Source organism: Methylobacterium sp. D48H (assembly GCF_053345715.1).
Genome location: NZ_JBKFAP010000037.1, coordinates 16,768 through 30,256, shown reverse-complemented (window position 1 = coordinate 30,256; position 13,489 = coordinate 16,768). Strand labels below are relative to the sequence as shown.

The following is a 13,489-nucleotide window of genomic DNA, read 5'->3' as shown; positions in this document are numbered from 1 at the left end:
GATGCGCCGGTCTGGTGGCCTGAGCGGCGTGCCCAGAACCCGATCCCATCTCGAACTCGGCCGTTAAACACGCCAGCGCCTATGGTACTGTGTCTCAAGACACGGGAGAGTCGGTCGCCGCCAGACCCGCCCATCGCAATACACACACCTTCCCTCAGCACGAACACCGATCCGGCCCCCGGACACGGCGCACGCTCGCCAGAGCCGGCGCACCCGGACCAGCCGCACACACTTGGCGCGGGGTGGAGCAGCCCGGTAGCTCGTCAGGCTCATAACCTGAAGGTCACAGGTTCAAATCCTGTCCCCGCAACCAACGTCATCTGACAAAGCCCGCTGCGCCGAACGCGCAGCGGGCTTTTTTCAGGGCCCGATGCCGCGTCTCACCGCGCCCCGACAGGTCGCCGGCTGCGCCGCTCGGCCTTGCGGGTCGCGGTCTCGCGCAGGTGATGCTCGATGGCGTCGTTGGCCCGGCCGCGCATGTGGCGGATGGCGTCCACGTCGTCGAAGGTCTCGGGGAAGCGCCGCGACAGCCACAGATAGGCGCTGGCGAGCTTCACGGTCCGCTCCTGGTAGTCGAGCGCGCCCGAGAGGTTGCCGCGCAGAGCCGGGACCGTGAGGCCGGCGGCGCGCGCCTGGCACCAGCGCTCCAGCAGCCCCATGGCGATCTCGTCGCGCCGGTCGATCGGGCAGACCGAGAAGGCGAACTTCTCCTCGATCGGCAGCCGCGCCCGGTCGACGATCCGGGCCACCTCCAGCACCTCCTCCAGGGCCGAGGGCTGGAACGGCGAGCCCGCGTAGAAGGTCGCCCGGGCGAAGTGGGTCAGCACCTCGTGCAGGCTGTGGGTGCGCATCTCCTCGGCCACCGAGCGGATCGCCCCGAGATCCGGGCGGACGTAGAAGCGCGTGTCGGCCGCCGGCGCCGTCGGGGCACCCGAGAGGGCGGTGCGGATCGGCTCGGCGGCGTACGGGTCGGTCGCCGCCACGTAGCCGACATCCTGGTGGCCGTAGCGGCCGGCCCGGCCGGCGATCTGCCGGATCTCGGAATGGGTCAGCGCCCGCTCGGCGGTCCCGTCCCACTTGCGCACCGCCGAGAACACGATCCGCTTCAGCGGGCCGAGGTTCAGCCCCATGCCGATCGCGTCGGTGGTCACCAGCACGTTGGCCTCGCCGGAGCGGAAGCGCGCGGCCTCGGCCCGGCGGACCTCCGGCGACAGGGCGCCGTAGATCGTCGCCACCCGGTGGCCGCGGGCGACGAGGACCTCGCGGTTCTCGTGCACGGCCCGGCGCGAGAAGGCGACGACCGCGTCCCCGGCCTCGACCTTCTCCAGCGGCACCGGCTCCTCCAGCAGCAGGAGCGGCGACTTGCGGGTGAAGGGGATCACCTCCAGGGACTCGTCGGCGGCCTCGGCGGCGCGGCGGACATACGACAGGGCGTCGTCGGAGCCGCAGACGATCACGGTCCGCGCCGCGACGCCGAACAGCGCGTTGGTCCAGGCCCAGCCGCGGTCGGGGTCCGACAGCATCTGGATCTCGTCGATCACCGCCACGTCGATCGGCCGGGTGAGGTCGGCGGTCTCGATGGTGCGGGCGGTGTGGGTCGGGTCGGCCTCGCCCAGCACCTCCTCGCCGGTGATCATGCCCGCGCGCAGGCCCCGCTCGCGCAGGGTCTCGTAGTTCTCCAGCGCCAGCAGCCGGAGCGGCGCGAGGTAGGCCCCGGTCTCGGCCGCCGTCAGGTGCTGCAGCGCCGCGTAGGTCTTGCCGGAATTGGTCGGCCCCATGTGGAACACGATCTTCCGGTCGAGGCGCCGGGCGGCGGTGAACCGCTCGATATAGGCGCCGAAGCCGACCTGATCGCGCAGACGCCGCAGGCGCGAGCCCTCGCGCGCCACCGCCTTGGCGTGGCGGCGGACGGGGGTGAGCGTGTCGTTGAGGCCGCGGGCCAGCTTCGGGCCGTACGTGAAGACCCGGGACCGGAGCGAGCGGTCCATGTGGGCGATGTAGGCGGCGGCGTCCGCCCCGACCTCGCGCAGGTCGACGAGGAGCTGCGCCCGCAGCCGGTCGACCGGCTTGTGCAGGGCGCGGGTCGCCTGGAGGGCCGTGCGCGCCACGGCGTCGCGCAGGGCCTCCAGGCGGTGCGTCGGGTCGTTCCGGGCGACCATGCGGGCGAGGATCTCGGCCGCCTCCGGCTCGGGGGCCACGTCGAGGCGCAGGTCCAGGCGGCCGTTGTCGAGGAGCGGGATCTCGGTCCGGATCAGCCAAGTGATGCGGTGGTCCTTGGTGACCACGGCCCGGAGATTGGGGATCGCCTTCCGGATCGCCGGGACGCCGGTCTCCGCGAAGGCCCGGGCGGCCCGCATCTCCCGGAGCGCCCGGGCGACGCGGTCGTCGTCGACCTCGGCGCCGTAATCGGGCAGGTCGAGCTGGGCGAGCAGCCGGTCGAGGTCGACCGCCTCCGGGGCGACGCCGAGCCGCCCCAGGGACTCGATCAGGCTCTCGATCGTCGGGCGGAGACGCTTGCGCGCCATGCGGTCACCTTCGGCAGAAGCGTCTGACGCCAACCCCGACGCGGTCGGGGGCGTTCCGGATCCGATCCATGCGCCGGGCGGAGGCGGCACGCCATCCCTGATGCGCGCCTCCGCCGTCTTTGCGGGCGCAGTGAAGCAATCCAGTCGGTGCCATCCGGACGGAAGGCGCGCCGCCCTGGGTCGCTTCGCTGCGCTCGCGATGACGGAGCGTTACGGATGCCGCGCCGCCTCGGCGAGCCAGCCGCAGAAGGCCCGGACCGCCGGATCCTCCGCTCGCGGCTCGGGGATGTAGGTGTAGTAGCTCCGCGCGGGCAGGGCCGGGCCCGGGAATGGCAGGGTCAGGCGGCCGGCCGCGACGTCGTCGGCGATCAGCCGCTCGGGCCCCATGGCGACGCCGAGCCCGTCGAGGGCGGCCTGGAGGGTCAGGTAGAAATGCTCCAGCGTCACCGTGGCCCGCGGCGCCAGATCCGGGACGCCCGCCGCGCGCAGCCAGTCGGGCCAGACCCGCGGCAGCGTCGCGGCGTGCAGCAGCGTGTGCTGCCGGAGATCCTCCGGCACCCGGAGCGGCAGCCGGCGCAGCAGGTCCGGGCTGCAGACCGGGATGCGCCGCTCGGACAGGAACGGCTCCGCGCGGTGGCCCGGCCGGCTGTCCGGTCCGCCCCGGATCGCCACGTCGAACGGCTCCGCCAGGCTGGCGAGGGGCACGTTCGAGGTGGTCAGCCGCACCTCGATCGACGGGTTGGCCCGCTGGAAACCCGACAGGCGCGGGATCAGCCAGCGCAGGGTGAAGGTGGCGAGCGCGTTCACGTGCAGCAGGCGCGGCCGGCCGCGCTCGGCCTGACGGGCGGTGGCCAGGGCGATCCGGTCGAGGGCGGCGCCGATCTCGGTGGCGTAGGCCGTGCCGGCCTCGGTCAGGACCACGCGCCGGTTGTGGCGCTCGAACAGCGGCAGCCCGAGCCAGCCCTCCAGCATCTGGACGTGCCGGCTGACCGCCCCGTGGGTGACCCGCAGCTCGTGCGCGGCGCGGGTGAAGCTCTCGTGCCGCGCGGCCGCCTCGAAGGCTTTCACGGCGTTGAGCGGCGGCAGGCGGCGGTGCACGGGTCAGGTTTCCTCACGCGAGCGTCAGCTTAAGTCGTTTGTCAGCTCCGGGCCAGGGCGCCATCCTGGCGTCGCACCACGAAGGATGGCTGGATGTCCGCCGCGTCCGATCTGACCGCGTCTCCCGAACCCATGTCCCTGTCGGACGCCCGGCGCACGCTGGTGGCCACCGGCGCGAACCACGCCCTGCACGACGGCTACACGGACCTGATCTACGTGCTGCTGCCGGTCTGGCAGGCGGAGTTCGGCCTCGACTACGTCGCCCTGGCGTTCCTGCGCTCGCTCTACAACGGGGCTCTGGCGGCGCTGCAGATGCCGGCGAGCCGCCTCGCCCAGGCCTGGGGCGTCCGGACCGTGCTGGTGCTCGGCACCGTGCTCAGCGCGGCCGGCTACGCGATCGCCGGGGCTTCGGGCGGCCTCCTCGGGCTCGGGATCGGGCTCCTGCTCGGCGGCGCGGGCAGCAGCACCCAGCATCCCCTGGCCTCGGCGGTGATCGCCCGGGCCTACGGGCCCGGCGCCCGCGGGCCGCTCGGCACCTACAATTTCACCGGCGATCTCGGGAAGGCGGCGGTCCCGCCCCTGGTCGGCCTGCTGCTGACCCTGACGGGCTGGCGGCACGCGCTCTGGGTGATCGCCGGCGCCGGGATCGTGGTCGCGCTCGCGGTCGCGCGCCTGCTGCCGCGTGAGCCGGCGTCACGCAGCGGCGGCGCCGCTGCGCGTCCGGCGCCCCATCCGTCCGCGACCGGGTCGGGGAGCGGCACGGGCTTCCGGCTGCTCGTCGCCATCGGCATGCTCGACAACGCCGCGCGGCCGGCCTTCCTGCTCTACCTGCCGTTCCTGCTGCAGGAAAAGGGCGCGGCGCTGACCACGGTGGGCTTCGCCCTGTCGCTGGTCTTCGTCGGCGGCGCGCTCGGCAAGGCGGTCTGCGGGCGCCTCGGGGAACGCCTCGGCGTGACCCGGACCGTGATCCTCACCGAGACCGGGACGGCACTGGCGATCCTGGCGGTGATCGTGCTGCCGCTGGCTCCCGGGCTGATCCTGCTGCCGCTGCTCGGCGTGATGCTGAACGGCACCTCGTCGGTCCTCTACGGGACCGTCCCGGAGCTGGCGCCCGGCGGCCGGGTCGAGCGGGCCTTCGCGGTGTTCTACACCTGGACGCTCGGCGGCAGCGCGCTGGCGGCACCGCTGCTCTACGGCCGGCTCGGCGACGCGGCCGGCCCGCACTGGGCGGCCGTGGCGGCGGCCGGGACGGCGCTCGCCGTGGTGCCGCTGATGCTGGCCCTGGCGCCGCGCCTCGGGGCGGCGCACCGGCAGCGGGCCTGAGGCACGCCGTCCGCTCGGATCACCCGTCATTGCGCGCGCAGCGAAGCGACCCGGGGATGCGCGACGCCGAGAACCGCGGTGCCACTCTGGATTGCTTCGCTCCGCTCGCAAAGACGTTCGCGTCAGGCGTTTCCGAGGGTGCTGACCCGGACGGCCTCGGACCGGCCGTCCACCGCCACGTCCCGGATCTCCGCCGGCGCCATGCGGGCCGCCGCGTAGACCGCCTCCGACACCACCGCCACGCAGCCGAGGACCTTGGTCAGGCCCTGGAGCCGGGCCGCGACGTTGACGGTGTCGCCGAGCGCCGTGAACCGGGCGTCGGTGGCGTCGCCCATCTCGCCGACGATCGCCGGGCCGGCATGTACGCCGATCCCGTACCGGAGGGTGTGCTCCAGGTCGGCCGCCAGGAGCCCGTTCAGCGTGTCGACCGACTCGGCGATGAGGTCGATCGCCTTCAGGGCCTCCCGGGCGGCCGCCTCGGCCTCCGTCTCCAGGCCGAACAGGGCCAGCAGGCCGTCGCCGAGGAACTGGTTGGTCGAGCCGCCGGCCTCGCGCACGGCGTCGCCGACCGCGCCGAGGAAGCGGTTGATGATGAACACCGTGTCGTAGGGCAGGCGCTCCTCGGCGAGCCGCGTCGAGCCGCGCAGGTCGACGAACATCGCCACGATGAAGCGCTCCTCGCCCGACTGCGCCCGGTCGAGCAGGTCGGCCTGGCGCATCCGCGGCTGCGGCGGCAGCAGCGGCACCACGGCCATGTCGGTCTCGGGCCGGAACTGGCAGGCGAGGCGCACCCCCGGGCCGGCCGCGATGCGCTCCAGCACCGCCCGCTCGGTGCGGCCGGGCGCCGGCGCCCCGTCGCTGCCGTCCGTCACCCGGATCCGGCAGGTCGAGCACCGGCCGCGGCCGCCGCAGACGCTGGCGTGGGGGATCCGGTTGCGCCGGCTCGCCTCCAGCACGCTCGTGCCGCGGGGTACCCGCACCACCCGTCCGTCCGGGTAGCTGAGCCGGATCGTGCCGCGCTTGATCTCGGCGAGCGTCCGCGCGCCGCGGGCCGCGATCACCGCCGCCACGAGGCCCGCGTAGGTCCCGAGCAGCCCGTCCCGGACGGCGGCGAGCCGCGCCACCTGGTCGGGCAGCCCGACATGGACCGGCTGGAGCGCCGCCGCGCGCCACGCCGGATCCTGCGCCAGGGTCATGACCATCCGGCCGCCCTGCGCGAAGCCCAGCAGCGACAGGACCGGCACCAGCACCGCGAGCGCCAGCAGCCAGGGCGCCATGCGGTCGAAGCCGGGCTTCAGCCGCAGCCAGAAATACAGGCCCATGCAGCCGTGGATCCAGGCGACGACCAGGACCGTGACCTGCATCAGGCCGAGGATCGGCGAGGCGATCCAGAAGGCGTAGAGTTCCTGCGCGTAGCCCTTGTCGAGCCCCTCGGTGACGAAGGAGACCCGGGTCCCGACGATGTGGCTGATGAGCAGCGGCGGGATCAGCAGGCCCGAGACCAGCTGCAGGGTCTCGGACGGCCGCCAGTGGAAGAAGCGGGCCGCGTAGAGGGCCTGGAGCCCGAGCAGCAGGTGGACCACCAGGGCGCCGTAGAGCAGCGTCAGGCCGACGGGGTTGAGCCAGACGGCCGTGACGAGGTCGAGGCCGTCCTCCATGGCGTCGAGGGAGACGTTGCCCAGGGCGTGGTTCAGCAGGTGGGTCAGCACGTAGCCGAACAGGATCAGGCCGCTGGCCAGCCGGAGGCGCCGCAGGTTCAGGCGCAGGCGCGCGGCGCGCGGGGCCGACCGGGGTTGCGCGCCCGACTCGGCGGACCGGAGCGTCGCGATCGAGGCTGTGCGCACCATGCTGGAGGTCCGAGGGGATCGGTTCTGGGCCCGCCATTCACGGGCCCCTCGTACCAGCAAGACTTCCGTTGCGTCCGATTTATTTCTAATCGCCCGCGTTTCGCCGGATCCCGGCGACGCGGATCGCGCGGGGCCGCCCGCGCCGGAGCCCCGATGCTGGACACCTTCTTCGCCCGCAGCGCCGCCGCGGTGGCCTCCGACCTGATCGGCGCCCGCCTGTTCGTCGGCGCGGCCGGCGGGATCATCGTCGAGACCGAGGCCTACGACAGCACCGATCCGGCCTCCCACAGCTTCCGCGGCCCGACCCGGCGCAACGCCAGCATGTTCGGCCCGCCGGCCCACGCCTACGTGTACCGGTCCTACGGGATGCACTGGTGCCTGAACCTCGTCTGCGAGCCCGGCAGCGCCGTGCTGCTCCGGGCCCTCGCGCCGACCGAGGGGCTTCCCGCCATGCGGGCGCGCCGCGGCCTGGAGGATCCGCGCCTCCTCTGCGCCGGCCCCGGCCGCCTCTGCCAGGCCCTCGGCGTCACCGACGCGCTCGACGGAGCACCCCTCGCGCGGGCGCCGTTCCGGTTCGAGCCGCGCGCCGCGGGCGATTCCAGGGGCGTCGACGTGGTCAGCGACCGGCGCATCGGCATCACCCGCGGCGCCGAGACGCCCTGGCGCTTCCTGCTCGCCGGCTCCCGGTTCGTGAGCCGCCCGGCGCGGAAGGCAGGGCCGGCCGCCGGGTGAGGGCGGCCGCCCACCGCGCGTCACCTCGCGCCCCGCCGCGGCTGCCGGGAACTTGGGCATCCGCCTGCGGTTCCCCGGTCGTGGACGAGGGAGCCCCAGCATGCTGGCGATGAACTACCGCGGGCCGTACCGCGTGCGCGTCGATCGCAAGCCGATCCCCGTGTGCGAGCATGTTGAGGATGCGGTCATCCGAGTTACGCGAACCTGCGTCTGCGGATCTGATCTTCACCTGTACCATGGAATGGTGCCGGATACGCGCGTCGGCACGACGTTCGGCCACGAATTCACGGGCGTTGTTGAGGAAGTCGGCTCCGGCGTGCGCAATCTCGCCGTCGGCGACCACGTGCTGGTCCCGTTCAACATCGCCTGCGGCCGCTGTCACTTCTGCAAGCAGGGGCTGTTCGGGAACTGCCACGAGGCGAACGCGCAGGCGACCGCGGTCGGCGGCATCTACGGATACTCGCACACCGCCGGCGGCTACGACGGCGGCCAGGCCGAGTACGTCCGGGTGCCCTACGCCGATGTCGGCCCCTGCAAGATCCCCGAGACGATGGACCTCGACGACGCGGTGCTGCTCACCGACGTCGTGCCGACCGGCTATCAGGCGGCCGAGATGGGCGGGATCCAGCGCGGCGACACAGTCGTGGTCTTCGGCGCCGGACCGGTCGGCATCATGGCGGCGCGCTGCGCGTGGCTGTTCGGGGCCGGGCGGGTGATCGTCATCGACCACGTCGAGTACCGGCTCGACTTCGCGCGGCGGTACTGTCCCGCCGAGGTCTACAATTTCCGCTCGATCGGGGATCCCGTGGTCTTCCTGAAGAAGACCACCGATTCCCTCGGGGCCGACGTCTGCATCGACGCGGTCGGCGGCGACGCGGCGGGGAGCGCCCTGCACACCCTGATGGGGACCAAGCTGAAGCTCGAGGGCGGCTCGGCGGTGGCGCTCCACTGGGCGATCAACTCGGTCAAGAAGGGCGGGATCGTCTCGATCGTCGGGGTCTACGGGCCGACCGGCAACCTGATCCCGATCGGCAACGTCCTGAACAAGGGCATCACCATCCGGGCCAACCAGGCCTCGGTGAAGCGCCTGCTGCCGAAGCTGATCGCCCATATCGAGGCGGGCCGCCTGAACCCCAAGGAACTGATCACCCACAAGGTGCCCCTCGAGGAGGCCGCGGATGCCTACCACCTCTTCTCGGCCAAGCTCGACGGCTGCATCAAGCCGGTCCTGTTCCCCCCGACGGCACGCGCGTGAGGAGGGGGCTATGAGAAACCGTCCGATCGATCCGTCGACGGTCCCGGGCTGGGGCGTCGACGCGGATCCGCAGAACGATCCGACCTACCCGATGCGCGACATCGCGCGCGACGACAGCCGGGGCATGAACTGGACGCGGCCGCCGCAGCAGCGGGCGCGCGTCGAGGTCCTCACCTCGATCGAGTACAACGCCCGGCCGGCGGTGGTCGGCACGGCGACGCCGCCGCGCGGCGTGAGCGGCGTCATCCGCCGGCAGGCGTTCCGCTACAGCGAGTCCCAGTGGGCGCACTGGCTGATGCTGATGGCCGCCGACCGGGTGAACGTGGTTGAGGGCGTGGTCGACGACCTCGCGCGGGGCCGCGTCCCCAACGTCCCGGCCGAGATGGGCGCCCGGGCCGAGCTGGCCCACAACCGGTCCGGGCTGGCGGCGAAGCTGGCGCTGACCGGCGCGGCGATCGGGCTCGGGATCCTGGTCTCGCGTCTCGCCCGCGCGGAGCGGCGCTAGGGCTGCCCCCGGACGACGGCGCGGGGAACGGCTTTCGCGGCGGGTCCTCCCTCGGCTAGGACAGCGGGGCGCGCAGCCCTCCGGGTGCCTGCGGCGAGCCCGGGGGGACCATGGCGGCCAAGGATGAAGCGACGTGGCGGGTCGGTGTCCTGTTCTCCCGCAGCGGGGTGAGCGGCATCACCGAGACCGAGCACTTCCTCGGCACCGCCCTGGCGATCGAGGAGATCAACCGGGCCGGCGGCGTGCTCGGGCGCCCGATCGAGCCCGTCTGCTACGACCCCGCCGGCGACACCGACGCCTACCGCACCCTGGCCCGGCGGATGCTCGCCGAGGACGGGGTCGAGGTGGTGTTCGGCTGCTCGCTCTCGGCGAGCCGGAAGTCGGTCATGTCCACCGTCGAGCGGCACAACGGCCTGCTCTGGTACCCGTCGATCTACGAGGGCTTCGAGTACTCGGAGAACATCATCTACACCGGCGCGACCCTCAACCAGAACGTCTTCGCACTGGCCGACTACCTGATGCAGGAGCACGGGCCGCGGATCTTCCTGATCGGCTCCGACTACATCTACCCGCGGGAATCGAACCGGGTCATGCGCGACCTGATCGAGGCGAAGGGCGGGACCATCGTGGGCGAGCTGTACGCGGCCCTCGACGCGGACGACGCGGCCCACGCCGCCATGATCGCGGCGATCCGCGACGCCGCTCCGGACGCGGTCTTCTCCACGGTGGTCGGGCGCGGCGCCGAGCGGCTCTACCGCGCCTACGCCGAATCCGGCATCGACCGCGCCCGCTGCCCGATCGCCAGCCTCACCCTGGCGGAGGGCCAGATCCGCGCGATCGGCCCCGAGCACTGCACCGGCCACGTCCTCGCGGCGCCGTATTTCGGGGCTCTCGCCGGCGAGGAGAACCGGCGCTTCGTCGCCGCCTTCCAGGCCCGGTTCGGGCCTGAGCGCCCCACCAGCATGTGGTCGGAGACCGCCTACGCGCAGGTCCACCTCTTCGCCCGGGCGCTCGCGGAGGCCGGCACCCTCGACGCCGAGCGCCTCGGCGCGGCGGCCCTGCGGCAGCGCCTCGCGGCGCCGGAGGGCGAACTCGCCTTCGACGGCGAGACGCGCCACATCTGGCTCACCCCCGGCATCGGGGTCGCCCGCGCGGATGGGCAGTTCGACGTCGTCTGGCGGGCGCGGCGGCCGGTGCGGCCCGACCCCTACCTCGCGTGGTCCCGGTTCGAGACGAACTGGCTGGAGGAGGGGCTCGCCGCGTGACCGCCCCCGCCCGCAAGATCCTGGACGACCTGCGGCGCGCCCGCGCCCTCGTCATCCATCCCCGGGACGAGGAGGCCGCCGCTTTGCTGGAGCAGCTCCGCCGCCTCGGCTGCGCGGTCTCCCTGGCGTGGCCGCCGCCCGCCGCCCTGCCGGCCGACATCGACACGCTGTTCATCCAGCTCGACGACGCCCAGGTGATGCACCTGCTGCCGTCGATCGAGGCGATCGAGCCGGCGGTCATCGCCATCGTGGCCTACGAGAGTCCGACCTCGCTCAAGGCGATCGCGGACGTCAACGCCCACGGCGTGCTCAACAAGCCGCTCCACCCGCGGGGCGTGCTCACCCAGTTCGCCCTGGCCCGCTACCGGCGCGGCTACGAGGGCCGGCTCACCAGCAAGATCAACCGGCTGGAGGAGACCATGAAGGGCCGCCGCACCGTCGAGAAGGCGGTCCGGCTGCTCGTGGACCTGAACCGGATCGACGAGGACGCCGCCTACAAGATGCTCCGGGACCGGGCCACCGCCGCCCGCGTGCCGATGGCGAGCGTGGCCGAGAGCGTGGTCTCCGCCCACGAGGCGATGAGCGGACTCGGCCTGCGCATCGCGTTGGCGGAAAAGACTTGATCGCAGCAGCCTGCCGCATTTATGGTCTTGCGGTCTGTTTCGGGGTGCGTATCGTAGTCTAACCGGGCAAGGTTGCCCCGCAGCAGCAGTGCTGCACGACATCACGGCTTTGAAGCCTCTGGTTCGCGGATGATCTGTCTCCGCGCCCAGGGGCTTTTTGCGTTTCGGAGCTCTCATGGTCCAGGCGAACGATCCCGCGCGCCCGCCGATACGGGTGTCGTGCATCCAGTTCGAGCCGGAATTCGGCGCGGTCGACGCGAATATGGCGCGCGCGTCGGACCTCGTCCGCGCGGCCGCCGCCGAGGGCGGCCGGCTGATCGTGCTGCCGGAACTCGCGAGCACCGGCTACGTGTTCGAATCCGCCGCGGAGGCCGCCGCGCTGGCCGAGCCCGTGCCGGGCGGTCCGACCACCCGCGCCTGGGCGGCGCTCGCCGCGGAACTCGGCGTGCACATCGTGGCGGGCATCGCCGAATCCGCCGGCGAGACCCTCTACAACGCCGCCGTGATCGTCGGGCCGGAGGGCTACATCGGCACGTACCGCAAGGCGCATCTCTGGGATCAGGAGAACGTGTTCTTCGCCAGGGGCGATCTCGGCTTCCCGGTCTTCGACACCGCGCTCGGGAAGGTCGGCGTCGCGATCTGCTACGACGGCTGGTTCCCCGAGACCTTCCGGCAGCTGGCGCTCGCCGGCGCGGAGATCGTCTGCGTCCCGACCAACTGGGTGCCGATGCCCGACCAGCCCGCGGGCGAGGCTGCCATGGCCAACACCCTGCACCGGGCCGCCGCGCACTCGAACGGGATCTTCATCGCCTGCGCCGACCGGGTCGGAATCGAGCGCGGCCAGCCCTTCGAGGGGCAGAGCCTGATCATCGGCCCCAAGGGCTGGCCGCTTGCCGGACCGGCGAGCCGCGACCGCACCGAGACCGTCTCGGCGCTGGTCGACCTCGACGCGGCCGGGCGCAAGGACCTCAACGCGTTCAACTCGCTCCTGCGCGACCGCCGCGCCGACATCTACGGCTGAGCCCGCTTCGCACCGTCGTCATCCAAGGAGTTCGTTCATGGTGAAATGGTCCCTCGTCGCCGCCGCGGCGCTCGCCCTCGCCGCCGCGCAGGCCGCCACGGCCGCGCAGGCCGCCGACGGCAAGCCGATCGTCATCGGCATCCCGATCGGCCTGTCGGGCGCCAACAGCGTCGTCGCCCCCTCGGTGGTGCAGTCGGCCGAGCTCGCCGTGGAGGAGATCAACGCCAAGGGCGGCGTGCTCGGCCGCAAGCTCGTCCTGGAGGTGGCCGACGACGCCTCGGGGGCGGCCGGCGCCCAGAAGGCCTTCGACAGCCTGATCTACCAGAAGAAGGTCGACGTCCTGATCTCGATGGAGACGAGCGCGGCCCGCAACGCCGGCCTGCCCGCCGTCACCAAGGGGAAGGTGCCGTACATCTACACCTCGTTCTACGAGGGCCATTCCTGCAACAAGAACATGTTCGTGGACGCCTGGGTGCCGGAGCAGCAGGTGCCGCCGGTGGTGGACGCCTTCAAGGCGAAGGGCGCCAAGACCTACTTCCTGATCGGCAGCGACTACGCCTTCGGCCGCGGCATGCTGGGCTTCGCCAAGAGCTACGTCGAGAAGACCGGCGGCAAGGTGGTCGGCGAGGAATACCTGCCGATGGACGGCAGCGACTGGACGGCGATCATCTCCAAGCTGAAGGAGGCCAAGCCCGACGCGCTGATCACCTCGACGGCGGGCGGCGCGCCGAACGTGACGCTGACCAAGCAGCTGCGCGGCGCGGGCGTGTCGATGCCCTTCGCCAACCTCGCGCTGGACGAGGGCACCGCCAAGAGCATGGGCGCGGACGCCGAGGGCGTCTACCTCTCGGCCTCCTACGTCACCGGGATCGACAGCCCGGAGAACAAGGCGTTCCTGGCGGCGATGCAGAAGAAGTTCGGCGCGGAGCTGCGCACGCCGAACGACCTCTCGGTGCCGGAATACGAGGCGATCTACCTCTACAAGGCCGCCGTCGAGAAGGCGGGCGGGACCGAGACCGCCAAGGTCCTGGAGGCGCTCCCGACCGTGAGCTTCACCGGGCCGCGGGGCACGATCACCATGAGCAAGCAGCACCACGCGCCGCTGACCATGTATCTCGGCCAGATCCAGAAGGACGGCACCGTGAAGGTCGCCGGCACCTTCAAGGACGTCGATCCCGGCGAGCAGTGCCCGAAGCTGCAGTGAGGGGCGGGGCACGAGGCCTCGCCCGGGCGGGCGACGATATCCACCCGTCTCGCGCCGACGTCGATGACGGAGCGCCACGTGCCCCCTCTCC

Annotated in this window: 11 protein-coding genes, 1 tRNA gene and 1 rRNA gene; 10 read left to right on the top strand and 3 right to left on the bottom strand. The window is 72.5% G+C overall.

Going from position 1 to position 13,489, the window contains the following annotated elements; translation table 11 throughout:
* The first annotated feature begins 10 nt into the window (after nucleotides 1-10).
* A 5S ribosomal RNA gene (gene rrf, locus ACLBX8_RS29465) occupies nucleotides 11-126 on the top strand.
* Between the two features lie 110 nt (nucleotides 127-236).
* Nucleotides 237-313, top strand: a tRNA-Met gene (locus ACLBX8_RS29460).
* Between the two features lie 67 nt (nucleotides 314-380).
* On the opposite strand, the gene ACLBX8_RS29455 is transcribed toward ACLBX8_RS29460, so the two are convergent.
* On the bottom strand, nucleotides 381-2,525 hold the full coding sequence (locus tag ACLBX8_RS29455; RefSeq protein ID WP_447716242.1) for a helicase-related protein: 2,145 nt from the start codon (nucleotides 2,523-2,525) through the stop codon (nucleotides 381-383).
* 210 nt (nucleotides 2,526-2,735) lie between these two features.
* Nucleotides 2,736-3,623: a transcriptional regulator GcvA gene (gene gcvA, locus ACLBX8_RS29450; protein WP_447700847.1), complete on the bottom strand. Its 888-nt coding sequence runs from the start codon at nucleotides 3,621-3,623 to the stop codon at nucleotides 2,736-2,738.
* A 93-nt stretch (nucleotides 3,624-3,716) separates the two neighbouring features.
* On the opposite strand from gcvA, the gene ACLBX8_RS29445 reads away from it, so the two are divergent.
* On the top strand, nucleotides 3,717-4,946 hold the full coding sequence (locus ACLBX8_RS29445; RefSeq protein WP_447700848.1) for an MFS transporter: 1,230 nt from the start codon (nucleotides 3,717-3,719) through the stop codon (nucleotides 4,944-4,946).
* 122 nt (nucleotides 4,947-5,068) lie between these two features.
* On the opposite strand, the gene ACLBX8_RS29440 is transcribed toward ACLBX8_RS29445, so the two are convergent.
* Nucleotides 5,069-6,793, bottom strand: a complete 1,725-nt coding sequence (locus ACLBX8_RS29440; RefSeq protein WP_447716241.1) for an adenylate/guanylate cyclase domain-containing protein — start codon at nucleotides 6,791-6,793, stop codon at nucleotides 5,069-5,071.
* A gap of 153 nt (nucleotides 6,794-6,946) precedes the next feature.
* Between ACLBX8_RS29440 and ACLBX8_RS29435 the strand changes: the two genes are divergently transcribed.
* The 7 genes from ACLBX8_RS29435 (at nucleotide 6,947) to ACLBX8_RS29405 (ending at nucleotide 13,398) form a co-directional block, all read left to right on the top strand.
* Nucleotides 6,947-7,525: a DNA-3-methyladenine glycosylase gene (locus ACLBX8_RS29435; protein WP_447716240.1), complete on the top strand. Its 579-nt coding sequence runs from the start codon at nucleotides 6,947-6,949 to the stop codon at nucleotides 7,523-7,525.
* A gap of 100 nt (nucleotides 7,526-7,625) precedes the next feature.
* A complete protein-coding gene (locus ACLBX8_RS29430; RefSeq protein WP_447716239.1) occupies nucleotides 7,626-8,780 on the top strand; it encodes a zinc-dependent alcohol dehydrogenase in 1,155 nt (384 codons plus the stop codon).
* Between the two features lie 10 nt (nucleotides 8,781-8,790).
* Entirely contained in the window at nucleotides 8,791-9,285 is a 495-nt protein-coding gene (locus ACLBX8_RS29425) for a hypothetical protein (protein ID WP_447716238.1), read from the top strand.
* 110 nt (nucleotides 9,286-9,395) lie between these two features.
* Nucleotides 9,396-10,550 (top strand): transporter substrate-binding domain-containing protein, encoded by a 1,155-nt coding sequence (locus ACLBX8_RS29420; protein ID WP_447716237.1) that lies wholly within the window; start codon nucleotides 9,396-9,398, stop codon nucleotides 10,548-10,550.
* On the top strand, nucleotides 10,547-11,173 hold the full coding sequence (locus ACLBX8_RS29415; protein WP_020096063.1) for an ANTAR domain-containing response regulator: 627 nt from the start codon (nucleotides 10,547-10,549) through the stop codon (nucleotides 11,171-11,173). The genes ACLBX8_RS29420 and ACLBX8_RS29415 overlap by 4 nt, the downstream gene beginning before the upstream one ends.
* A gap of 175 nt (nucleotides 11,174-11,348) precedes the next feature.
* Nucleotides 11,349-12,194 (top strand): nitrilase family protein, encoded by an 846-nt coding sequence (locus ACLBX8_RS29410; RefSeq protein ID WP_447716236.1) that lies wholly within the window; start codon nucleotides 11,349-11,351, stop codon nucleotides 12,192-12,194.
* Between the two features lie 37 nt (nucleotides 12,195-12,231).
* On the top strand, nucleotides 12,232-13,398 hold the full coding sequence (locus ACLBX8_RS29405; protein WP_447683685.1) for a substrate-binding protein: 1,167 nt from the start codon (nucleotides 12,232-12,234) through the stop codon (nucleotides 13,396-13,398).
* Nucleotides 13,399-13,489: the final 91 nt, after the last annotated feature.

What these genes read in the sequence shown, in the direction of transcription:
- ACLBX8_RS29455 (WP_447716242.1), bottom strand. Translation starts at nt 2,525, where the DNA reads ATGGCGCGCAAGCGTCTCCGCCCGACGATCGAGAGCCTGATCGAGTCC.
- ACLBX8_RS29445 (WP_447700848.1), top strand. Translation starts at nt 3,717, where the DNA reads ATGTCCGCCGCGTCCGATCTGACCGCGTCTCCCGAACCCATGTCCCTG.
- ACLBX8_RS29440 (WP_447716241.1), bottom strand. Translation starts at nt 6,793, where the DNA reads ATGGTGCGCACAGCCTCGATCGCGACGCTCCGGTCCGCCGAGTCGGGC.
- ACLBX8_RS29435 (WP_447716240.1), top strand. Translation starts at nt 6,947, where the DNA reads ATGCTGGACACCTTCTTCGCCCGCAGCGCCGCCGCGGTGGCCTCCGAC.
- ACLBX8_RS29430 (WP_447716239.1), top strand. Translation starts at nt 7,626, where the DNA reads ATGCTGGCGATGAACTACCGCGGGCCGTACCGCGTGCGCGTCGATCGC.
- ACLBX8_RS29425 (WP_447716238.1), top strand. Translation starts at nt 8,791, where the DNA reads ATGAGAAACCGTCCGATCGATCCGTCGACGGTCCCGGGCTGGGGCGTC.
- ACLBX8_RS29420 (WP_447716237.1), top strand. Translation starts at nt 9,396, where the DNA reads ATGGCGGCCAAGGATGAAGCGACGTGGCGGGTCGGTGTCCTGTTCTCC.
- ACLBX8_RS29410 (WP_447716236.1), top strand. Translation starts at nt 11,349, where the DNA reads ATGGTCCAGGCGAACGATCCCGCGCGCCCGCCGATACGGGTGTCGTGC.
- ACLBX8_RS29405 (WP_447683685.1), top strand. Translation starts at nt 12,232, where the DNA reads ATGGTGAAATGGTCCCTCGTCGCCGCCGCGGCGCTCGCCCTCGCCGCC.